Origin of the sequence: Eubacterium sp. AB3007 (genome assembly GCF_000688015.1) — a bacterium.
Lineage (GTDB): Bacteria > Bacillota > Clostridia > Peptostreptococcales > Anaerovoracaceae > Aminicella.
Map to the genome: position 1 here is coordinate 840194 of NZ_JIAD01000001.1, position 23165 is coordinate 863358.

Consider the following 23165-nt stretch of genomic DNA (forward strand, 5'->3'; position numbering starts at 1 on the left):
TGCCACTTCCGTGACTAAAAAAGCCTCTTTATTGCGTACGGAAGATGATCTACGATATCACCCGCGATCATTCCGTATTCGCCCTTGTCATCTGCGGCCAGATCTCCTGCCGCTCCATGCAGCCAAACACCTGCTCTCGCTGCATCCCACAGGGAAAGCCCCTGCCCTGCCAGTGATGCGATCACACCGGTAAGCACGTCTCCGCTGCCTGCCGTCGCCATTCCAGGGTTTCCGGTGGTATTTCTCCAGATTCCGGTCTCTTCCTGTGACTGCGCAACCAAAGTCTGCGCTCCCTTCATCACAGCGATAGCTCCATATCCCTCTGACAGCACCCGGACCATATCCTCCCTGCTGGCTGTCTCCTCATCTCCAAGCGCTGCCAAAAGGCGCCTGGCTTCCCCTACGTGAGGCGTCAGCACTACACGTCCGTTGAATCCCTGCACAAAGCCTGCCAGATCGTTGTCTCCGGCTAACGTATTCAGTCCATCCGCATCCAACACCAAAGGTCCATCGTAACTCAGGAGGATCTCCTTCAGCATACGCCGGGTGGCCCCCCCTGTTCCCATACCGGGGCCGAAAGCGATGGCATCATAGGACCAGTCCTCCTCCAAAGAAGCGAATCGGCTGCTGACTTTGGACCAATCCACACAGATAGCTTCCGGTGCCAGTATCTGGACCACCGGAAAATTACTCTTGGGCGTGCACACATAAACGAGTCCGCTGCCGGATCGCAATGCTGCCCGTGCAGCCAGTACAGCAGCCCCCGTCATGCCGGCCCCACCGGCCACGATAAGTACTCTCCCACAGTTTCCCTTGTGGATGTACGGGCTTCTCTTCTGTATCTTGCTCTGTACGAATTCTCTCGTTATTTCTTCCATTATCAATCTCCCTGATCTGGTCCATGGCCTCCTACAATGGCAGAAACGCCATGGCCATAGCGAAATAGATGCTCAGCGCCACCGCATCAGACACAGAGGAGATCGCAGGATTGGCGATCAGTGCCGGATCCAGATGGATCTTCTTGACGATGAGTGGCACCATACTGCCCAGAATCTTTGCAAAAATAACGATAAATATCATGGAGACACAGACCGTCATAGCGATGCCTGTATCGTGGATGCCGTCAATGAAATAGATCCGCAGATAGTTGAAGCCACTGAGTACGATGCCAATCACGACCCCGATCCGAAGCTCTTTCCAGAGGATCTTCAATGCGTCGTCTGTGTCGACCTCACCGGTAGCCAGACCACGAATGATCAGCGTTGCCGCCTGAGAGCCGGTGTTTCCGCCGGTACCCATCAGCATAGGCATGAAGGCCACCAGCTCAATGACCTTGGACAAAGATGCCTCGAACCCGCTGACGATCTGCCCTGTAAAATAGTAGGCTACCATCAGTATCAACAGCCACGGAAGCCGGTTGATAGCATGCTGGAAAACGGAAATATCCAGATATTCCTTATCGGAGGAATCAAAATCGATGACACCGTTCATACGCTCGATATCCTCTGTGGCCTCATCCTCCATGACATCCAGAATATCGTCGACGGTGATGATACCCACCAGTCTGTGCTCCTTGTCCACCACAGGGATGGCCAGATAGCCGTATTTCTTGAAGTCCTCGGAGACCTCTTCCTGATCGTCGTCCACCTGCTCGTAGATGTAGTCCGTATGCATGATGTCCTTGATCCTGGTCTCATTGTCTGAGATCACCATGGTGCTCAGGGACACGATACCCAGGAGCTTGCGACCGCTGTCTCGCACGTAACAGGTGTAGATGGTCTCTGCGTCCATACCTACTTCCTTGATATGCTCCAACGCGCGCCCCACGGTCCAGTCTTTCTTGAGGCTGACGTATTCCGGAGTCATCAGGCTTCCTGCCGTATCCTCCGGATAATTCAGAAAAGCGTTGATCTGACGCCGTTCGTTCTTAGGTGTCTTCTCCAGGATCATGTCTACCACGTTGGCAGGCAGTTCCTCCAGGATGTCGATCTTGTCATCGAAATCCAGTTCCTGGATTATGAATGTGATCTCCTTCTCCGTGATGGCACTGATGATGTCCACCTGGTCATCAGAAGGCAGGTAGGAGAACACCTCTGCCGAGATCGCTTTCGGGAGCAAGCGAAAGAGGATGACCGTCATATCCATATCCGCGTCATCCTTCACATCCTCCAACATCTCCGCGATGTCTGCCTCGTTGTACTTCAGAAGTTCATCTCGGGCACGGAAGTATTGCTTCTCCTCGAGCAATTCCAGGATCTTGCCGTAGGACTGTTCCAACTGAAGGTCCTTGTCCATATAGTTGTCCATCGGTCCCACCTCCTCCCCCTGTTGCTGGGGCACAAAACCGCTTGTTTCAGTATACTACAAATAGAATGTAATAGCAACCATTAAGGAATTTCATAATCTGAATATATTGACGAAAAAAAGCCAAAGTGTTATATTTGAATTGTGGTAATTGTATCAACATTTTGAAACTAAATTTTAAGAGAAAAGAGGAGATCGAAATGGGAAATTTAGTACAGAAGTACATTGATGCTACCAAGGCGAAGTATCCGCATGAGCCAGAGTTCCTGCAGACAGTTGAAGAGGTTCTGCTGTCCATCGAGCCGGTTCTGGAAGCACATCCTGAGTATGTGGAAGCAGGACTGGTCGAGAGACTGGTTGAGCCTGAGAGAGGCATCCAGTTCAGAGTACCCTGGGTTGACGACAACGGTAAGGTTCAGGTCAACACCGGATACAGATTCGAGTTCAACAGCGCACTGGGTCCCTACAAGGGCGGCCTCCGGTTCGCACCGAACGTCTATCCCGGAATCCTGAAGTTCCTTGGTTTTGAGCAGATCTTCAAGAACTCCCTGACCGGACTGCCCATCGGCGGCGGCAAGGGAGGTGCTGACTTTGATCCGAACGGTAAGTCCGATGCAGAAGTCATGAGATTCTGCCAGGCATTCATGTCCGAGCTGTTTAGACACATCGGTCCTGACACTGACGTACCGGCTGGAGACCTGGGCGTTGGCGGAAGAGAGATCGGTTACATGTTCGGTCAGTACAAGAAACTGGCGAACTGCTACACCGGTACTCTGACCGGTAAGGGCACCGACAACGGTGGACTGGCCGGAAGAACTGAAGCTACCGGCTATGGTATCGTCTTCTTCGCAAGAGAGATGCTGAAACACTGCGGTGAGGAGCTGGCAGGCAAGACCTGTGTCGTTTCCGGATTCGGTAACGTTGCATGGGGAACCGTTCAGAAGCTGAACCAGCTTGGCGCTAAGGTCATCGCGATCTCCGGACCGGATGGATATATCCTGGACGAGGATGGCGTCAAGGGCGAGAAGGAAGATTACATGCTGGAGCTGAGAGCTTCCGGAAAGAACATCGTCGCACCTTATGCTGACAAGTTCCCGGAATCCAAGTTCGTAGCCGGCAAGAAGCCTTGGGAAGTAAAGGCTGACCTGTATATTCCGTGTGCTACTCAGAACGAGGTTGGTATGGAAGATGCCAAGCACATCGTTGAGAACGGTGCCAAGTTCTACTGCGAAGGCGCTAACATGCCGACCACTAACGAGGCTGTTGAGTACCTGCAGGAGAACGGCGTAGTCGTTGGACCTGCCAAAGCTGCTAACGCTGGCGGCGTTGCCTGCTCCTGCCTGGAGATGGCACAGAACGCTGAGCACCTGATCTGGTCCGAGGATGATGTCTACGCACAGCTCGAAAGCATCATGGTCAACATCCACAAGCTGGCTGCTGAAGCTTGTGAGAAGTACGGCCTGGGCTATGACCTGGTGAAGGGCGCCAACATCGCTGGATTCGAGAGAGTTGCCAAGGCAATGATGCTGCAGGGTATTGTATAGGGAGACCTAACCCCATTTGCGAAGCAAATGGATGGTAGGTCCCCCGCCAGGGACGCCCAAGAACGCGAGCGTCAGCGAAGCGTGATTGGCTCGCGGCCTACGGCGCAGACCTAACCCCATTTGCGAAGCAAATGGATGGTAGGTCCCCCGCCAGGGACGCCCAAGAACGCGAGCATCAGCGAAGCGTGATTGGCTCGCGGCCTACGGCGCAGACCTAACCCCATTTGCGAAGCAAATGGATGGTAGGTCCCCCGCCAGGGACGCCCAAGAACGCGAGCATCAGCGAAGCGTGATTGGCTCGCGGCCTACGGCGCAGATCTAACCCCATTTGCGAAGCAAATGGATACATACCTAACCCGCACAACAGCGAAACCAAATAGGAGTTGACGTGCATATACTGGTACGCATCGGCTTAATCATAAAGCCCTTGCGTACCAGTATTTCTATTTTGCATAAAATCCGCTGGCAGTTCAGTACTGAGTAGTCGATTCTCTGTCCGTTTTAAGCCAGCTACTCTTTTTCTTCTTTGGCCGGATTCCGTCAGAATGACTGTTCAGTTCGATGCAACGGAATCCGACATGTCACAAATGCCCTTCTGGATGGTTTTTTCTGCTTCACTACCTGTCGGATTAAGATATTCTTACGATATTGACCGACTTTGTGCTCCAGGATTTTAAAAAAATAGTATTTTTTTACAGATCAACGTAAATCCTTCATCGTTTTTCTTCGAATGATCGTGCTTTTTTTCCGTCAAATCGCTATTAACATGTATATGACGGAAAGCCAACGGGTTTGATGGATCTGATTGACCTGATGTATCTGATTGACCTGATGTATCTGATGGACTTTGTGGACCTAATGAGGCAACAGAAAACCTGCAGAGATACAACGGCGATCTCATAATCCCAAAGCCGCGCCAATGAACCCATCGAACAGCGGATGGGGCCGGTCAGGCCGACTCTTGAATTCCGGGTGGAACTGGACACCTACATAGAAGGGGTGCTTCTCGATCTCCACCGTCTCGATGAGGCGATCATCCGGAGATCGACCGCTGAGAACCAATCCTGCCTGTCGCAGGGTCTCCCTGTAAGCATTATTAAACTCGTAGCGATGCCTGTGACGTTCGCTGATCCTTGTACACCCGTAGCACGCCGCTATTCTGGTCCCCTCCTGAAGGATACATGGGTATGCCCCCAACCTGAGGGTACCGCCTTTGTCGATATCCTGGCTTTGTCCCGGGATGAAATCGATGACCTTGTGGGGGCACCGCTCATCAAACTCACCGGAACCCGCATCCGTCAGTCCCGCCTGGCTACGGGCAAACTCGATGACCGCCACCTGCATGCCCAAGCAGAGACCAAGGTACGGGATCCCCTTTTCTCTTGCGTATCCCGCTGCCAGGATCATGCCTTCCACGCCCCGGTCTCCGAAACCGCCGGGGACCAGAATGCCATCCACATTGCCAAGCTCCAACTCCAGATTCTTCGGTCTCAGTCCTTCTGAGTCGATCCACTTCAGATCAATATGTACGCCATGACGGCTCCCGGCGTGATGTAAGGCTTCGATCACTGACAGATAGGCGTCATGGAGCCCTGTGTACTTCCCCACCAACCCGATCCGGACATGACCACTGCAGTCCCGGATCTTTTTTGTCATCGCCGCCCAAGCCGCAAGATCCGGCAAGGGGGCGTCGATCCCCAGCTCTCTGCAGACCACACCGGAGAAACCTTTCTTCTCAAGCATCAGTGGTGCTTCGTACAGGTTTGGCAACGTGCGGTTCTCGATAACACAATCTTCTCTGACATTGCAGAAGAGAGAGATCTTCCGAAAGACCTCTTCCTCCAGAGGATTGTCGCATCGCAGCACGATGATGTCAGGATTGATCCCCATGCCCTGTAGTTCCTTCACGGAATGCTGAGTGGGTTTCGTCTTGTGTTCATTGGAACCGCTAAGAAATGGTACGAGGGTCACATGGATAAACAGGCTGTTCCCCCTCCCAACCTCCAGAGAGACCTGCCGCACCGCTTCCAGAAATGGCTGCGACTCGATATCGCCGATGGTGCCTCCGATCTCGGTGATGATCACATCCGCGTCAGACCGTTTACCTACGCCGTAGATGAACTCCTTGATCTCATTGGTAATATGCGGAATGACCTGCACAGTGGATCCCAGGTACTCGCCCCTCCTCTCCTTGTTCAGCACGTTCCAGTAGACTCTGCCGGAAGTCAGGTTGGAGTATTTATTCAGGTCTTCGTCGATGAACCGCTCATAATGCCCCAGATCCAAATCTGTCTCCGCTCCATCCTCAGTGACGTACACCTCACCGTGCTGGAATGGGCTCATGGTTCCCGGGTCCACATTGATGTAAGGATCCAATTTCTGCGCTGTCACCTTTAGTCCCCTGGCTTTCAGGAGTCTTCCCAGTGAAGCAGCCGTGATCCCTTTTCCAAGCCCCGACACGACACCACCTGTCACGAAAACATATTTCTTCTCCATCACACCCTCCTTCCTGTTACAACTATTCCATCTCCACCGTTCCCGGCGGTTTGCTGGTCAGGTCGTAGAACACCCGGTTAACGTGATCCACCTCTCCTACGATCCTGTTCATGACTCGTTCCAATATCTCCCAGGGAATACGGGAGGCTTCAGCAGTCATGAAATCGGAGGTTTCCACGGCCCGGAGCGCCACAGCGTAATCGTAGGTCCGAAAGTCGCCCATGACCCCTACCGTCCGTATGTTGGTGAGGGCAGCATAGTATTGACTGATAGAACCGGCCAGCCCCGCCTTGGCCACTTCCTCTCGGAAAATGGCATCTGCCTCCTGCACCATATGTACCTTCTCCTCCGTCACCTCGCCGATGATCCGGATCCCAAGCCCGGGGCCTGGGAAGGGCTGCCGGTTCACCAGAGAATCCGGCAGCCCCAGTTCTCTGCCGAGCTGCCGCACCTCGTCCTTGAACAGCATCCGCAGTGGTTCGATGATCTCACGAAAATCCACGTGATCCGGAAGTCCTCCCACGTTGTGGTGCGACTTGATCACCGCTGATTTGCCACGGCCACTCTCTATGATGTCCGGATAGATGGTTCCCTGGGCCAGATAGTCCACCTTCCCGATCTCCTTTGCGGTTTCCTCAAACACACGGATGAATTCCTCGCCGATGATCTTCCGCTTCTTCTCGGGCTCTGTTACGCCGGCCAGCTTACCGTAGAATCGCTGCGCCACATCGATCTTCCGAAACCGGATATCGAAGTCTCCTTGCTCTCCGAACACGGACGCAACCTGCGCTGCTTCGTCCTTCCGAAGCAGACCGTGGTCCACGAAAACACAAGTGAGCTGCGGTCCGATAGCTTTTGCAAGCAGCGCTGCTACCACGGAGGAATCCACGCCCCCGGACAAAGCCAGAAGCACCTTTCCCTCCCCCACCTTTTCCCGAATCTCCCGAATCTTCCGGTCCCCAAAGGAATCCATCTTCCAATCCTGTTCACAGTCACAGATGTCCAACACAAAGCGCCGGATGAAGTCTGCTCCGTGCACTGTATGATTCACCTCCGGGTGGAACTGTAGAGCGTAGAATCCCCTCTTCTGATCCTCCATCGCTGCCACCGGGCAATGCTCTGTCAGAGCTGTTATCCGAAATCCATCCGGTGGCTGGCTGATGTAATCTGTATGGCTCATCCAGCAAATATTCACCTCCTCCGCTGGCTGCAGAACGCCAGACCTGTCCGTGACGCGAACCTCAGTCCGCCCGTATTCGCTGGTAGGTGCTGAGGAGATGTGTCCTCCCAGCCGATGCGCCATATACTGGGCTCCGTAGCAGATCCCCAGTATTGGGATCCCCAGCCCAAAGAGACCATCATCCACAGAAGGCGCCTCTGATCGATACGCGCTCTGGGGACCACCCGTAAAGATGATCCCTTTGGGGGCAAACCCTGCAATGCGTGCCATATCCACATCACTGTAATCCCAGATTTCCGAGTACACACTGCACTCCCGCACCCGGCGGGCGATGAGCTGGTCATACTGTCCACCAAAATCAATGATCAGAATCCTGTTCTCTGCCATATGATGCTCCCTTCTTTATTATCTGTGCTCCGACCTGTATATCATGTCTTCCCGTCCAGGCCCGTTGGAGATCATAGTCACCGGACAGCCGATCAGGCGCTCCACCTCATCGATATAATCTCTGGCCTCTTTCGGCAGCTCATGGAAGTGACGGATTCCCTGAATATCACAACGCCATCCGGGCATATACTTCACGATCGGTTTTGCCCGATAGCAGCTGACGGTATCCGGGAAGTAATCGATCTTCTTTCCATCCAGTTCGTAGCCTACGCAGATGCCGATCTCCTCTAGATAGCCCAGGGCATCCACCACGGTGAGCACAGCCTCTTTGGCTCCCTGGATCCTACAGCCGTAACGACTGGCCACCGCATCGAACCATCCAACTCGCCTGGGACGTCCTGTGGTCGCCCCATATTCACCTCCATCACCACCGTGCTCCCGTAGCCGCTCCGCCTCTTCGCCAAAGAGCTCTGATACAAAGGGGCCTGCTCCCACAGCGCTGGAGTAGGCCTTCACCACTGCCACCACATCACTGATCTCATAGGGCGGGATACCGGCTCCTACTGCGCCAAATCCTGCCAGCGTGGAGGAACTGGTAACCATCGGGTAAATTCCGTGGTCCGTATCCTTAAGCGCGCCCAGTTGCCCCTCCAGAAGGATCTCCTTCCCCTCCTTCACAGCCTGATGCAGATAGTCAGCGGTGTGAGCAACGTAAGGCCGGACCATCTCCCGGTACTGCCTGCAGGTTTCCAGGATCTCCGAAGACACCAGGAGCGGCTTCTCGTACAGATGCTCAAGCAACACGTTTTTCTGGGCACAGATGTTCTCCACCTTCTCTGTCAGATGCGCCTCGTCAAAAAGCTCCTGTACCTGAATCCCGATCTTAGCATACTTGTCGGAATACATCGGGGCGATCCCCGACTTGGTGGAGCCGAAGGAATGACCACCCAGTCGCTCCTCCTCGTACTCATCGAACAGGATGTGATAAGGCATCACCACCTGGGCCCTGTCGGATACGAGAAGTCTCGGTGTCGGCACACCGCTTGTCTCCAGTGCCTTCAATTCCTTCACCAGAAAGGGGATGTTCAACGCCACTCCGTTCCCCAGTACGTTGGTGATATGCTGGTAGAACACCCCCGACGGAAGCATGTGAAGCGCAAACTTGCCGTATTTGTTTCGGATGGTGTGGCCGGCGTTGCTCCCACCCTGATAACGCACCACGATATCGGAATCCGCCGCCAGTACATCCGTGATCTTTCCTTTTCCTTCGTCACCCCAACAGGCCCCTACGATTGCTCTTGTCATGCTCTGTCCTCCTTACTCTTTCTCCTGCGTGTCGGAATCGGTCACGCACGCTCTCACAAAGTCTATGAACCGCTCTTCTGCGGTGGGCAACTGGTGCCCCTTCCGCCAGACGAACAGATACTCCATCTTCCTGTCCTCCCCTGCGATCTCCCGGAAAACCAGGGAATTGTTGGGGATATAGGCTGTCCTGGGATAGAGGCTGACCCCCACGTTCCTGCCGGCCAACGCTGCCGCATCCAGATAGCTGTCCATCTCACAGACGATCTCTGGTTCTGCTCCCTCTGCCCGAAACCACCGACGGATCGTCTCGATCAATGCGCTTCGGCTGGGCACGATGAGTTTTTCCCCCACCAGATCAGCGATCTCGATTTCCCCTTCCTTTCCAGCCAGGGAATGTGTCCGGTTCATCAGCACCGCCATCTTCTCCTCCCCTACCGGAAAGCTGTGTAACAGAGAGTTGTCACAGGGAGCAGTGATCACCGCCAGACTGATGAGCCCACCCCGCAGTTTCTCCAGCAGATCATCGGTGCTCCCGTCCAGGATCCGAAATCGCACATTGGGATACTGCTTCATGAACCTGGCGAACCACTCTGCCGCTATGTCAGGAGCCATTCCTTCCACCAGGCCGATGGCGATGGTGCCTCGCATTCCCTGCCCCATGGCATAGATCTCTTCCATTGTCTGGTCCGCGAGACGAAGGATCTCCTTCGCACGCCTGTACATGAGTTGCCCGGCATCTGTAAGAGTGAGCTGCCTCCTTCCCCGAAGAAACAGTGTTGTTTCAAGTTCTTCCTCCAGCTTCTTGATCTGTGCGCTGAGGGGTGGTTGACTCATATGAAGTTTTTCCGCAGCACGTGTGATGTTCAGTTCCTCCGCCACGGTCACAAAGTATTGTAGAGTTCTCAGTTCCATCGTTTTCCTCCCACAATAAAAAAATAACACCATAAAGGTGTTATTTAAAATACATATATTATAGCATATATGATATTTTTTGCATATGGTTAATAACTATCTGGTCTCTTCCATATGCTTATAATAGGCATAGCGCTTCTCAGCATCCTCGCTGCCCTGGGCGAACAGTTCCTTTGCGTTCTCCGGGAAGGTACGCTTCAGAGCGCTGTATCTGGTCTCTCCGTCCAGGAACTCCTCGTAAGGCATGGCCGGTGCCTTGCTGTCCAGCTGGAACGGATGCTCCTTACGGGGATCATAACGGTACAGGAGCCAGTAACCGGATTCCACGGCACGTTTCATCTCTTCCTGGACTTTGTTCATGCCGCACCGGATCCCGTGAGAGGTGCAGGGGGTATAAGCGACAATCACACTGGGGCCATCGTATTCCTCTGCTTCCTTCAGGGCCTTGATCAGCTGATTGTTATCCGCCCCCATGGCCACCTGAGCGACATAAACATTGCCGTAGCTCATCATGATCCCACCCAGATCCATTTTCTTGCTGCGCTTGCCACTGGCAGCGAACTGGGCCACCGCACCGATAGGCGTGGCCTTGCTGCTTTGGCCGCCGGTATTGGAGTAGACCTCAGTATCGATTACGAACACGTTCACGTTCTCTCCGCTTGCGATCACATGGGCCAATCCGCCGAAGCCGATATCATAGGCCCAGCCATCTCCGCCATACATCCAGAACGTTTTCTTGGCCAGCTGATCCCGATGCTTCAGGATCTCCCTGGCCTCTTCCGTATCCGCATGCTCCAGCAGTTCACAGAGCACGTCTGCTGTCTTTCTGGAAGCATCAAAATCGTCGTAGGATGCCAGATACATCTCGCAGGCAGACTGCAAAGCGCCCTCTGCGTTCCGGCTCAATGCCTCAACCTTGCTGCGAACGGCTTCTCTCTGCTGTCTGACCGACAAGAACATTCCAAGGCAGAGTTCTGCGTTGTTCTCGAACAAGGAGTTGGTCCAAGCCGGGCCGAACCCCCGGCCGTTGGTGGTATAGGGAATTCCCGGCATAGATGCGCCCCATGCCTGGGAACATCCGGTGCCGTTAGCCCAGTACACTCGCTCGCCGAAAAGCTGGGTCATAAGCTTGGCGTAGGGGGTCTCTCCACACCCCGCACAGGCCGCACTGAACTCCACCAATGGCTGTTTGAACTGGCTTCCCTTAACAGACCACCGCTTGAACAGATCTCCTTTATCGGAGGTCTTCAACAGGTAATCCCAACGCTCCCGGTTCTCCGGAGTCAACTCCACAGGTACCATCTCCAGCACCTTGGTAGGACAGCACTCTACGCAACTTCCACAACTGGTGCAGTCGAAGTGCGAAACGGACAATGTATAATGGAGACCCTTAGCCGCCCCATTGGCCGGGATCGTCTCGATCCCTTCCGGAGCCATGGCCTTCTCCTCATCGTTCAGCAGATATGGACGAAGAGCCGCATGGGGGCATACCAGGGAGCAGCGGTTGCACTGGACACACTTGGCAGCATCCCACTTGGGAACGGTGATGGCAATCCCTCGTTTTTCAAAAGCGGTCAGACCCATATCAATGTTCCCATGGTGGTATCCCTTAAAGGAACTGACCGGCAGGTCATCCCCCTTCTGGGCATTCACCGGGTACAGGATCTTCCGTACGACATTCGGGAGCTCACTTCCAGGTGCTCCCTCCACCGGTTCATTCAGGGCTTCGTTGAGAATCTCTACCGCCACGTTGGGAGTGTCTGGCAGTTCAGCCCAGGCCTCCGGCACCTCTACCTTTGTGATTTCTTTTGCGCCGGCATCGATCGCTGCGATGTTCCGGTTCACCACCTCATCGCCCTTGGCAAAATAGGTTTTCCTCGCCGCTTCTTTCATGCGTTCCAGCGCCTCTTCTGCAGGGATTAGGCCGGTCACCGCAAAGAATGCCGCCTGGAGCACCGTGTTGGTATGGCTGCCCAGTCCCAGCCTCATAGCGATCTCGGTGGCATCGATGGTGTAGAACCGAATGTGTTTCCGCGCCAGATACCGCTTGACATCATTAGGAAGATGGGCATCCAGTTCCTCCGGCTTCCACTGGCAGTTCAGGAGAAAGATCCCGTTTTCCTTGAGCTCACTTACCATATCATACTGACGCAGGTAGCTCTGGTTATGACAGGCCACGAATTCCGCCCGCTTGACATAATAACTGCCCCGTACCGGCTCTCTGGAGAAACGAAGGTGAGACTTGGTGACACCAAAGGATTTCTTGGCATCGTACTCAAAATACGCCTGCGCATACATCCCCGCGGACTCCGCCAGGATGTGCACAGTGTTCTTGTTGGCTCCTACGGTCCCATCGCCTCCCAGGCCCCAGAACTTACAGCGGAAGTTCTTGCCGCCGGATACGCCGGACACGTGTGGTGCCTCCAGAGACAGATGGGTCACATCGTCAATGATTCCAATGGTGAATCCATCCACCGGATGTTCACTGGCCAGATTTCGGAACACGGCCAGGATCTGATCTGGATCAGTATCCTTGGAAGACAGGCCATAGCGGCCGCCGATCACCCGGAAGTGCCGTCCGGTCTTCACCATGGCTGTGCAAACATCCTGATACAGAGGCTCTCCGGCAGCACCCATCTCCTTGGTGCGGTCCAGCACAGCGATGCGCTCGACTGTCTCGGGGATGGCTTCCATCAGCTTCTCTGCAGAGAAAGGCCGGTACAGGTGTACCTGCACAAAGCCTACCTTCTGCCCCTGGCTGTTCAGATGATCCACCGCCAACTGTGCGACACCACTGACGGAACCCATGGCGATGACGATATCGGTCGCTTCCGGATGGCCATAGTAATTGAACAACTTGTATTCCCGTCCTGTCAGGGCACTGATCTTGTCCAGATATTTCTCTACGATCTCCGGCACCCTGTCGTAGGCCAGATTATTGGATTCCCGGATCTGGAAATACACATCCGGGTTCTGTACAGTATTGCGGAGCACGGGATGCTCCGGGTTCAGAGCCTTCCTCTTGAACTCATCCAGGCTGGCTTTGTCGATCATGTTCACCAGCGCGCTGCGATCGATCTCCTCCACCGTAGCAAGTTCGTGACTGGTGCGGAATCCGTCGAAGAAATGCATGAACGGAATGTGGCTCTCGATGGCAGTGAGGTGTGCCACCGCCGCCAGATCCATGACCTCCTGCACGGTGCCTGTGGAGAACATGGTGAACCCGCAGGCACGGCAATCCATCACATCACTGTGGTCCCCAAAAATGCTCATGCCGTGGGTCCCCACTGTACGGGCGGCTACATGCATCACCGCAGGCAGGCGCTCGCCTGCGATCCGGTGAAGCACAGGGATCATCAGCATCAATCCCTGACTGGATGTGTAGGTGGTGGCAAGAGCTCCCGACTGCAGTGCACCGTGCACCGCCCCGATGGCACCCGCTTCACTCTGCATCTCCTGCAGGGTCACTGTCTGTCCGAACATGTTCTTCCGTCCCAGGGCGGACCACACATCTGTGTGCTCCGCCATGGGGGAAGAAGGTGTGATCGGATAGATCGCCGCGATTTCTGTAAAGTCATATGCAACATGGGCAGCTGCCTCATTGCCGTCCATTGTCACGATTTTCTTCTTGTTGTTATCAGACATTCTGCTTGTCTCCTATCGTCAGATCTCTAGTCCCAGTTCTTTCGCTGCGTCCTCACGCATCTTGTACTTCAGGACCTTCCCCGCCGCATTCATCGGAAAAGAGTCCACGAATTTAATATACCGCGGAACTTTGTGTCTTGCAAGCCTTCCGGCAATGAAATCGTGCATTTCTTTCTCTACAACAGATTCTCCTTCTTTCAGAATGATGCAGGCCATGGCCTCTTCTCCGTATTTCTTATCAGGCACACCGATTACCTGTACATCTTGAACAGAAGGATGTGTGTAGATAAACTCCTCGATCTCCTTTGGGTAAAGATTCTCGCCACCACGGATGATCATATCCTTCAGACGACCGGTAATCCTGTAGTTGCCGTTCTCGTCCTTACAAGCCAGGTCTCCGGAATGGAGCCATCCATCCGCATCAATGGTCTCTCTTGTCGCTTCAGGCATCTTGTAGTAACCCTTCATCTGGTTGTAGCCCTTGGCACAGAATTCTCCGTTTACGCCGGCAGGGACCTCCTCCCCTGTTTCCGGATCGATGATCTTGCAGCGTACATGAGGAAAGTCGTAGCCCACGGTTTCTGTCCGTACGTCCAGCGGGTCTGTCCAGGCTGACATGGTGTTGCCAGGAGCGGTCTCTGTCTGTCCGTAAACACTGACGATGCCGGTCATGTTCATCTCATCCGGCTGTGCCGCCCGTTTCATCAGCTCTGGCGGGCATCCCGCTCCAGCCATGATGCCTGTACGCATATAGGAAAAGTCCGTTTTCCGGTAGTTCGGATGGTTGAACATGGCGATGAACATGGTAGGCACGCCATTGAAGCAGGTGATCTTCTCCTGGTTGATGCAGGCCAAGGATGACTTGGCCGAGAAGTAGGGCATGGGACACATGGTCGCCCCATGAGTGACGGAGCTGGTCATGGAGAGCACCATACCGAAGCAGTGGAACATCGGCACCTGGATCATCATCCTGTCTGCCGTGGACAGTCCCATTCTGTCCCCGATGCACTTGCCGTTGTTCACCACGTTGTAATGGGTGAGCATGACACCCTTGGGGAACCCGGTGGTGCCAGAGGTGTACTGCATGTTACAGACATCGTCCGGCTGTACCTGAGCGGCCAGTCTGGCGGTTTCCTCCTTGGGAACCATCTCCGCCCTTTCCATAGTCTCCTCAAAGGTCAGGCAGCCATCCTGCCGGAACCCACAGGTGATCACGTTGCGCAGGAAGGGCAGACGCTTGCAGTGCAGCGGTGCTCCCGGTTTGCTCCCTGCGATCTCCGGGCAGAGCTCGTTGATGATCTGCGCGTAGTCACTATCCAGCACCCGGTCGATCATGATCAGGGTGTGGGTATCGGACTGCCGAAGCAGATACTCCGCCTCGTGGATCTTGTAGGAAGTGTTCATGGTCACCAGCACGGCACCGATACGGCAGCAAGCCCAGAAAGCGATGTACCAGGCCGGTATGTTGGTGCACCACACGGTGACTTTGTAGCCGGGGCGTACTCCCATGGACACCAGCGCTCTGGCGAACCGGTCCACGTCCTCCCGGAACTGTTCATACGTCCTAGTATAATTCAACGTCGTATATTTGAAGCAGTACTGATCCGGGAACTCCCTGGCCAGGGCGTCCAGCACCTGGGGGAAGGTCAGATCGATCAGTTCGTCCTTCTTCCATATATATCTCCCTGTACCATCGTGATTGTAGTACAGGCCATTCTGTCTGGAACGGGACCGCCGGAACTGCTGCATAAAGTTGACAAAATGCGGCAGGATGATCTCTCTGTCCGTCAGTTCAGGGAGCCACTGAGGCTTCCATTCCAGCGACACAAAGCCTGCATAGTCCACGCTTTCCAGCGCATCCATAACCTCTCCCACCGGGAAGTCGCCCTCTCCGATCAGTTCGAACGCATCCGGCCCAAAACTATCCCGCATGTGTACGTGTTTGACGTAAGCGCCCAGATTGGTGATGGTCTGTGCGGGACTCTCCCCGCAGTCACGATAGGGATGGTGGACATCCCAGAGAACAGCGATCTGATCGCAGGCAAATCTGTCCAACAGATCACGCAGCCGTTCTGTGGAAGCGTACATGCCGCAGGTCTTGATCAGGACGGTGACCCCCAGTTCCTCTGCCAGTGGAATCAGTGCGGCCAGCGTCCCCTCAGCGCTTTCCGCGTCTTCCCCAGACGCCCACACTGCCACATAGGGAGCACGGAGATCTGCCGCCAGACGCATCTGTGCGCGCAAAACCTCCATGTCTGCCTCCCCTGCACAGGCGATGTCTATGGAGCTGTCAAAGCAGGCGATGGTCAGCCCCTTCTCCCGCAATTCTCTATAGGTGGACTGTACCGCATAGGTATGGAAGGGACCTCCACGGTCTGTCAGATCCTGTGCTTCAGAAACGTGGTAGATCTCCACGCCATCGAACCCCATGATCGCTGCATCGTTTATTATCTCCGACCAGCTCAATTCTGGCCAGCCCCTTGTTGAAAAAGAAAGTTTCATTCTCTACCCTCCTCATAGACGATTTTGTTCACCGCACTGATATAAGCGCGGATAGAGGATCCGATGATATCGGTGGAGATCCCCCTCCCGGAATAGACTTTGCCGTTGGCACTCCGGAGTCGAACCACGGTCTCTCCCATGGCCTCTCTCCCCTCTGTGACCGCCTGGATCTGGAAATCGTCCAGCTCGTAATGGCAACCTACGATCTTCTCGATGGCCAGGAAGGATGCGTCCACAGGACCGTCTCCTGCTGCCAGACCATCGAGGATCTGTCCATCTTTCTCTACGCGCATGTGGCTGGTAGCCATGATCTTGTTACCAGAGTTGATCACATAGCTCTGGACCTTATAAGTTGGTGGAACCTGCAGCGCCGCAGAGGCCACGATGGCATCCAGTTCTTTGATGCCAACAGAGTCCTTCTTGGAAGCAATTCTGGTGAAAGCCTCGTACACCTTGACGGAATCTTCTTCACTCAGGTCGTAGCCGATTTCCGCCACTACCTTCATGACCGCAGTCATGTCATCGTGGATGGTGAGGACGGCACCGGAATCATCGTGGATCTCAGAATCGTACGTGGACCCTGTCCCTCTCTCTGTCTCGCACATGCGACGGATCTGTCCTACGGTCCTGCGCAGCTCGGTGTCCTTCACATCGCAGGCTACCCCGTACTCGCTTCCTCGCACCTTCAGGATGGATACCAGATCCTCCAGCAGCGCGGTGAAATCACCACAGGCTGCGGTCTTCACCTCGTCAGCGCCGGCCAGAATGGCGGAGACGGCACAAGCGTGTGCCAGAGACAGCTCGTTGGAGATCATAACGCCCAGTCGTACCTGCTCCGGCAATGCCGCTCTGGCTGCCTTGATAGTAGTATGGAATTCCTCCGGCAGCAGATTCCCGGCCGTATCGCACAGAGTGACGATGTCAACGCCTGCTTCCACAGCGGTGTCCACGGCCTGCTTCAGGAACTCAGGCTCACTCCGTCCGGCATCCTCTGCCACAAACTCCACCTCGCTGCAAACGGCTTTTGCTTCCCGCACCAGGGAACTGATCTTCTCAATGACTGCCGCAGGTTTCATCCGACATATATATTCCATCTGAACGGTGCTCACCGGTACCGCCACCTGCAGCCTTGGCTTGACGGCTCCCTTAAGGGCACTCCAGGTCGTCTCTACTGTATCCTCCTCGGTGAGGGACAAAGGCAATGCCAGCACGCTGTCACGGATGGCGGTGGCCAGCGATTTCACCAGAAGACTGTCTGTGCGGCGATTTACGATCGGGGTCGTCTCGATCACCTGTACACCTACCCTGTCCAGCTGCTTGGCCAGTTCCAGCTTCTCCCGGAAGGACAAGGGAAATCCACCTGCATCCACGGGCTGTTTCATCGTGACATCACTGAGAAAAATGTTCCTCATCATTTCTTCAACTCCTTTTCCTTTCTGGTTTCATCGGGGTATAAAAAAACCCTGAAACCACGCATAGCAGTTTCAGGGACGAAATTCATTCCGCGGTACCACCCTGATTCCTCTCCTCGATCCTATACCGGGAGAAGCATCTCTCGGGCTCCTCTAAGCCCATAGCCTGTCACGGGGCCAGCCGGGTACCACTACTTGCCGCACGGCGTTCGCAGGACCTGCTCGGGAGGCAGACTGCCTGTTGTGACCTCCGTTACCGGCTCGCACCACCCGCCGGCTCTCTGTAAGCGTCTGTCACGGCATATCTCCGTCATCGCATTTAATGAGTATGTACATTGATTGTTATTAAAACACGTTCCGCCGACTTTGTCAATGGGATTTTCCAAAAAATGTGTCAATGGGGACGGTTCTTTTTGACACATTATACGGCAAATCGCTCTCTATACTCTTCGAGCATCCCCCGAAATGCTGTACTCTGCTTATCCTTGATCTGCTTATGGTATTCGTGGGACAACAGTTCTTCTTCCTTGGAGTCCAGCACACCTTCGGCCACGTTACTACAGTGATCGGAGATACGCTCGTAGTCCGTCAGAAGGTCGTTGAACACAAATCCATTATCCAGGGTACACGCTTGCCTTCCCACTCTCTCAATGTGACGCGCCTTCACTTCGTCGCAGAGGTCATCGATGACCTGCTCCAACGGTTCCACATGAAGTGCCAGCTCCAGATCTTTTTCAACAAACGCCCGGATAGTGATCTGGGTGATCTCGTTCACTGCCGACTCAAGCATTCGCAGCTCCTTCTCCGCCGATTCAGAGAAGTGCAGTTTCTTCTGTTCGATCTCCTCGGCCACCTCGCCCACGTTTCTTGCATGATCCGAGATCCTCTCAAAATCGGATAACACACGCAGATACTCGTTGACCTCCCGGGTCTGAGCACCTGCCAATTCATTTGAAGTGATCTTGAACAGGTAGGCCCCCAGCTTATCCTCGTAGCGGTCCAACTTGCTCTCCAGTTCAAATACCCTCTGCACCTGCTCTCTGTTGTAGGCACGCCTCACGTGGATCGCACCTTCCACACTCTCCAGTGCTTTGTGCGCCATCGAAGAGATCACCTCTCGACTCTGCTCGATTGCCAGCGCCGGATGGTCCAGAAAACGAGATTCCAGTCGGTCCATGTCTGCCTGCTCGGCGGCAGCTTCCTCTCCTTCAGGGAAGAGCCTGCAGACGATCTTCTCCAGCATGCCGATGCACGGGGTGAGCAGGATCACTACGGCCAGTCGATACAGAGAATTGGTCAGCGCCACCAGCACCATCGTCATGGTCATGTCCATGAAAGTGAACCCGATGATGGCGTTTGCGGTATAGAACAGGATGCCGCAGATCACCGCTCCCAAAATGTCAATGACCAGGTATACAAAGGCTGTTCGCTTACCGTTGGTGCTGGCCCCCAGCGCACTGAGCATCACCGGCACGGAAGCGCCGATACCGATTCCCATTATTATTGGAAACGCGACTTCGAACTCAATGGCCCCTGTCATGGCCAGTGCCTGTAATATACCAACGGCTGCACTGGCACTCTGGATCACTGCCGTGATAGCAAGGCCTGCAAGGACCCCCAGAACAGGGTTGGAGAAATTCATCAACAAGTGGATAAATCTTTCGTCCTCTCGTAAGGGTTCGATAGAGCCGGACATCATGCTCATGCCATACATCAGCACTGCGAATCCCAGCATGATCCCTCCAATGTTCTTATGGGACTGTTTTTTGGCGAACATCCAGAGAATGATGCCGAAAAGAGCTACAACCCCGGTCAGGATCTCCGTGCTGAGATATTTGGCAATGCTGGCACTGGCACCGCCAAGGCTGTTGAGACACAGGATCCAACCGGTGATACTGGTACCCAGGATGGCACCGAGCACGACACCGATGGCCTGCTTCACTTTCATCATTCCAGAGTTGACAAAGCCAACTACCATGACCGATGTTGCCGAGGAGGACTGGATCACTGCCGTGACCCCTGTCCCAAGCAGAATTCCCTTGATGGTGTTCCCGGATAGCTTATACAGGATCATCTCCATTTTGCTGCCGGCTACTTTCTTAAGCGAATCGCCCATCACCGACATGCCAAAGAGAAACATGGCGACACCGCCTAACAATGAGATGTAGTTTGACGTTTCCATAACAATATCCTTTCAATTCTATTTCGCAAACCGGAGTCGGAAGTCCGTCCCTTCCCCCGGTGCCGAATCCACTTCCACCCTGGCGTGGTGGATCATCGCCCCGTGTTTGACAATCGCCAGACCCAGACCAGTTCCTCCCACCGATTTGGAATGGCTCTTGTCCACACGATAGAACCTTTCAAAGATCGCGTCACGTTCCTGCGCCGGAATACCGATGCCCGTATCCCTCACCTGCAGAAGGACTTCTGTGTCGTCCCCCGTCACAGTGACTTCCACTCTGCCACCCCGTCGGTTGTACTTGATGGCATTGTCGCAGAGGTTGTACAGCATGCTGTGGAGCACCTGCGGGATCCCGAAAATCCGCACCGACGACCCCTTCAGAAGCAGCGCCACCCCGGCCCCCTCTGCCTGGCTCTGCAGTGAGTCGATCACATTCTCCGCGACCCTGTAGAGATCCACGCTCTCCCAGCTCATGTTCTCCGCGCCTTCATCCAATTCCGTCACGTCCATGATATCTTCTACCAGTCTGGTCAATCGCAGGGATTCCTCCCGAATCTTTCCGGCAAAGGGACGTACGTCCTCGTCCCGGACCAGCCCCGCCTCCAGGATCTCCGCATAGCCAGAGATGGCATGGAGGGGTGTCTTCAATTCATGGGAAACGTTGGCGGTAAACTCCTGCCGCAGTTGCGCTGTCTTCTGCAGTTCCTCCTGGTCATGGCGGATCTGCACCTGCTGCGCGTCCATCCTCCGCAGAAGCGGCTCGATTTCTTTATATTCTTCCTTCCCAATGTATGCCTCAGGATGGTCTGGGTCGATGAGGTTGATGCTCTTTCCAATGCGGCCCGAGAGGCGCAAAGCAAGCAACAGGGACAGGATCAGGGCCAACAGGATCACAAAGCAGATCGGCTGGGCGAATCCCAGAAGCAATGCCCACATCGTGGGCTGGGCACAGGAAAGGCGAAGCACAGAGCCATCCTGCAGTCTCCTGGCTACATAGCGCTGTTTCATGGCCAGAGTGCTGGAATACCGGCTACTCTCTCCATATCCCTTCTCCAGAGCATCCTTCACCTCCTGACGAGCCAGGTGGTTTTCCATGACGGCGGTCTCCGCCTCGTTATCATAGAGTACTGTCCCATCCCGGGAAATCAAGGTGATGCGATAGTCCTTCACATCCAGCCTTTCGAAGTATTTGACTCCGCTGAGTTCCACTCCCCGGGCAGCCAGATCCAACTCGATCCGCAGCTGTTTGCTTTGGTTGCCAAAGAAGTAATCGGTCATGGCCAGCAGAATGAACACCAGTGACGCCATGAGCACGATCATCGCTACAGCCATGATCGATCGGAATATGCGGTCACTCATAGGCATTCTCCATCTTGTATCCGACACCGCGCACCGTCTTGATCATGCTGCCAGCCTCTCCAAGCTTGGTACGCAGAGTTCCGATATGCACGTCTACTGTCCGGGTCTCCCCCAGAAAGTCCTCTCCCCATACGGACTGCATGATCTGCTCTCTGGAAAAAACCCGCTCCGGATCTCTGATCAGCATGTGGAGCAGATCGTATTCCTTCAGTGTCAGTGCAACATGACGCCCATGCACACTTACTGTATGCCGGCCGGTATCTATCACCACCGGCCCTGCCTGCAGCACAGTTCTGTTGCCGGTCCTCCTGCTTCGGCGAAGGACTGCCTTGATCCTGGCGATCATCTCCATCATCCCAAAGGGCTTTGTGAGATAATCATCCGCTCCCAGATCCAATCCTACCACCTTGTCGTACTCTGTACCTCTCGCTGTAGCAAGGATCACAGGGATACTCACCGTGACAGGAGAGGCCTTCAGTCTTTTCAGGATGGAGATTCCGTCCTCCCCCGGAAGCATGATATCCAGGATGATCAGATCCGGAAGTTCTTGCTTCATTGCCATCCAGAATGTGCCACCTTCCGGAAAACCCTCTGCCTCCATATCCGCTGCGTTCAGCGCGTAGATCATCAGATCCCGTATGCTGTTGTCATCTTCTACACAGTAGATCATTCTCGTTTCCTCCAACTATAGTATGCCACAGAAATGTCAAATCCTATTGGATGGAAATGTAAAGACTACGTAAAAAAGAGCCGCTGCAGCAGCTCATATATATTGGCCCCCTGTTATTCCTCATGCACCAGTTTTCCACTCATATGATCAATGGTCACGACCAGCATCACTGCCCGGTTCCCGGAACTGCGAATGGTATCCAAAACCATCTCCTCTGTGGGATAGTACTTCATGCCCAGTTTATACAGCTGAGCTCTTTGGATCTTTTCATCCTCCACCAGTTCTGCCCGGCCACGGATGACCACGCTCTTCACGTAGTACGCCCAGTCGCCTTCCTCTATATAGCCCTTGTCCCAGGTGGTGAAACTGATTTTGTTGTTTTCCCTGATGGCATCCAAACGATGACCAGCCTTGGCCCCATGGAAATACAGTTTGCCGTCCTCCTCATCGTAATAGAAGTTCACCGGCACCACATAAGGGTAGCCTTCCTCCCCGTGGACCGCCAGAGCGCCACGACGCTCGTTCTTCAGGAGCTCGATACACGCCTCTTCCGGCAATGCCTGTTTCTTCCGTCTCAATTCTCTGAACATCTTATTCTCCTTCCTGTCAAGGATCAGTCTCACCAAACGAAATGAAAATCCCCGGCTTCCCCGCCATCGATCAGCAGGTTCTGCCCTGTCATGAAACGGTTCCGCACTGCCACAAACCAGATCCACTCAGCGATCTCCTCCGGGCTCGCCCAGCGCTTAAGAGGCGTCAGTTCCATGATCTGTTCCCAAAGCGCAGGATCGTCCATGACATGCCGGTTGAGTTCAGTCATCACACCACCGGGATCCACACTGTTGCAGATCGCCCGGGGCGCCAACCGAATCGCCACGTTCCGCGTATAGGTAGCAATTCCACCCTTGCTGGCTGCGTACTCCGGAAACTCGGAGCCAGTGTGGGCACTGGCAGAGCCTACGTTTACCACCGACCGGATCCTGTCGTTCTCCAGCGCATACCGCTCTGTTACCTGAATAACTCCCTTCAGGTTTACCTCGATGTCATTCCCGGAATTCTGCACCCCAGCGCAGTTCACCAGCACCTCTGGGGCAAGCACCGGCCAAGTGTCCGGATCCGTCACATCTGCGATGTGGTGCACGTAACCCTCGTGTCTGAGGTCGCTGTCTGCAATATCCATCCCATGCACCAGATGCCCTTTCGCCAGAAAAAACTCTGCCGCCGCTCTTCCGATGCCTCCGGATGTGCCTGTGATCAGCACGAGCAT

Annotated in this window: 15 protein-coding genes; 1 reads left to right on the forward strand and 14 read right to left on the reverse strand. The window is 54.5% G+C overall.

All coding sequences use genetic code 11. The features are described 5' to 3' along the window. Positions 1–14 precede the first annotated feature (14 nt). Both P156_RS11525 and mgtE read right to left on the reverse strand, forming a co-directional pair. Positions 15–878, reverse strand: coding sequence for an NAD(P)H-hydrate dehydratase (locus P156_RS11525; protein ID WP_051600624.1), 864 nt, complete (start codon positions 876–878; stop codon positions 15–17). Between the two features lie 31 nt (positions 879–909). Beyond that, positions 910–2307: a magnesium transporter gene (gene mgtE, locus P156_RS0104260; RefSeq protein ID WP_051600626.1), complete on the reverse strand. Its 1398-nt coding sequence runs from the start codon at positions 2305–2307 to the stop codon at positions 910–912. Positions 2308–2504: 197 nt separating this feature from the next. Between mgtE and gdhA the strand changes: the two genes are divergently transcribed. Next, complete coding sequence (gene gdhA / locus P156_RS0104265) at positions 2505–3848, forward strand: NADP-specific glutamate dehydrogenase (RefSeq protein ID WP_027869071.1); 1344 nt, start codon at positions 2505–2507, stop codon at positions 3846–3848. Positions 3849–4745: 897 nt separating this feature from the next. Here the strand turns inward: gdhA and P156_RS0104275 are convergent. The 12 genes from P156_RS0104275 to P156_RS0104335 all read right to left on the reverse strand — a co-directional run bounded on the left by P156_RS0104275 (position 4746) and on the right by P156_RS0104335 (position 23165). Next, a complete protein-coding gene (locus P156_RS0104275) occupies positions 4746–6344 on the reverse strand; it encodes a CTP synthase (RefSeq protein WP_034802208.1) in 1599 nt (532 codons plus the stop codon). A gap of 22 nt (positions 6345–6366) precedes the next feature. After that, positions 6367–7911, reverse strand: coding sequence for a glutamine-hydrolyzing GMP synthase (gene guaA, locus P156_RS0104280; RefSeq protein WP_027869073.1), 1545 nt, complete (start codon positions 7909–7911; stop codon positions 6367–6369). 18 nt (positions 7912–7929) lie between these two features. Further along, positions 7930–9216, reverse strand: coding sequence for an adenylosuccinate synthase (locus P156_RS0104285; RefSeq protein WP_027869074.1), 1287 nt, complete (start codon positions 9214–9216; stop codon positions 7930–7932). Positions 9217–9228: 12 nt separating this feature from the next. Beyond that, a complete protein-coding gene (locus P156_RS0104290) occupies positions 9229–10128 on the reverse strand; it encodes a LysR family transcriptional regulator (protein WP_027869075.1) in 900 nt (299 codons plus the stop codon). A 96-nt stretch (positions 10129–10224) separates the two neighbouring features. Further along, positions 10225–13773, reverse strand: a complete 3549-nt coding sequence (gene nifJ / locus P156_RS0104295) for a pyruvate:ferredoxin (flavodoxin) oxidoreductase (RefSeq protein WP_027869076.1) — start codon at positions 13771–13773, stop codon at positions 10225–10227. 18 nt (positions 13774–13791) lie between these two features. Continuing rightward, positions 13792–16275, reverse strand: a complete 2484-nt coding sequence (locus tag P156_RS0104300; RefSeq protein WP_027869077.1) for an AMP-binding protein — start codon at positions 16273–16275, stop codon at positions 13792–13794. Further along, positions 16272–17690: an alpha-isopropylmalate synthase regulatory domain-containing protein gene (locus P156_RS0104305; RefSeq protein ID WP_027869078.1), complete on the reverse strand. Its 1419-nt coding sequence runs from the start codon at positions 17688–17690 to the stop codon at positions 16272–16274. Before P156_RS0104305 ends, P156_RS0104300 begins: the two co-directional genes overlap by 4 nt. 418 nt (positions 17691–18108) lie before the next feature. Then, complete coding sequence (locus P156_RS11530; RefSeq protein ID WP_034802876.1) at positions 18109–19869, reverse strand: Na/Pi cotransporter family protein; 1761 nt, start codon at positions 19867–19869, stop codon at positions 18109–18111. Positions 19870–19887: 18 nt separating this feature from the next. Then, positions 19888–21228, reverse strand: coding sequence for an ATP-binding protein (locus P156_RS0104320; protein ID WP_027869079.1), 1341 nt, complete (start codon positions 21226–21228; stop codon positions 19888–19890). Continuing rightward, entirely contained in the window at positions 21221–21898 is a 678-nt protein-coding gene (locus tag P156_RS0104325) for a response regulator transcription factor (RefSeq protein WP_027869080.1), read from the reverse strand. The genes P156_RS0104320 and P156_RS0104325 overlap by 8 nt, the downstream gene beginning before the upstream one ends. Positions 21899–22011: 113 nt before the next feature. Continuing rightward, entirely contained in the window at positions 22012–22488 is a 477-nt protein-coding gene (locus P156_RS0104330; protein ID WP_027869081.1) for a pyridoxamine 5'-phosphate oxidase family protein, read from the reverse strand. 29 nt (positions 22489–22517) lie between these two features. Further along, entirely contained in the window at positions 22518–23165 is a 648-nt protein-coding gene (locus P156_RS0104335; RefSeq protein ID WP_027869082.1) for an SDR family NAD(P)-dependent oxidoreductase, read from the reverse strand.

Coding starts and splice junctions, on each gene's coding strand:
- P156_RS11525 (WP_051600624.1), bottom strand. CDS start 878: ATGGAAGAAATAACGAGAGAATTCGTACAGAGCAAGATACAGAAGAGA.
- mgtE (WP_051600626.1), bottom strand. CDS start 2,307: ATGGACAACTATATGGACAAGGACCTTCAGTTGGAACAGTCCTACGGC.
- gdhA (WP_027869071.1), top strand. CDS start 2,505: ATGGGAAATTTAGTACAGAAGTACATTGATGCTACCAAGGCGAAGTAT.
- P156_RS0104275 (WP_034802208.1), bottom strand. CDS start 6,344: ATGGAGAAGAAATATGTTTTCGTGACAGGTGGTGTCGTGTCGGGGCTT.
- guaA (WP_027869073.1), bottom strand. CDS start 7,911: ATGGCAGAGAACAGGATTCTGATCATTGATTTTGGTGGACAGTATGAC.
- P156_RS0104285 (WP_027869074.1), bottom strand. CDS start 9,216: ATGACAAGAGCAATCGTAGGGGCCTGTTGGGGTGACGAAGGAAAAGGA.
- P156_RS0104290 (WP_027869075.1), bottom strand. CDS start 10,128: ATGGAACTGAGAACTCTACAATACTTTGTGACCGTGGCGGAGGAACTG.
- nifJ (WP_027869076.1), bottom strand. CDS start 13,773: ATGTCTGATAACAACAAGAAGAAAATCGTGACAATGGACGGCAATGAG.
- P156_RS0104300 (WP_027869077.1), bottom strand. CDS start 16,275: ATGAAACTTTCTTTTTCAACAAGGGGCTGGCCAGAATTGAGCTGGTCG.
- P156_RS0104305 (WP_027869078.1), bottom strand. CDS start 17,690: ATGATGAGGAACATTTTTCTCAGTGATGTCACGATGAAACAGCCCGTG.
- P156_RS11530 (WP_034802876.1), bottom strand. CDS start 19,869: ATGGAAACGTCAAACTACATCTCATTGTTAGGCGGTGTCGCCATGTTT.
- P156_RS0104320 (WP_027869079.1), bottom strand. CDS start 21,228: ATGAGTGACCGCATATTCCGATCGATCATGGCTGTAGCGATGATCGTG.
- P156_RS0104325 (WP_027869080.1), bottom strand. CDS start 21,898: ATGATCTACTGTGTAGAAGATGACAACAGCATACGGGATCTGATGATC.
- P156_RS0104330 (WP_027869081.1), bottom strand. CDS start 22,488: ATGTTCAGAGAATTGAGACGGAAGAAACAGGCATTGCCGGAAGAGGCG.
- P156_RS0104335 (WP_027869082.1), bottom strand. CDS start 23,165: ATGCTCGTGCTGATCACAGGCACATCCGGAGGCATCGGAAGAGCGGCG.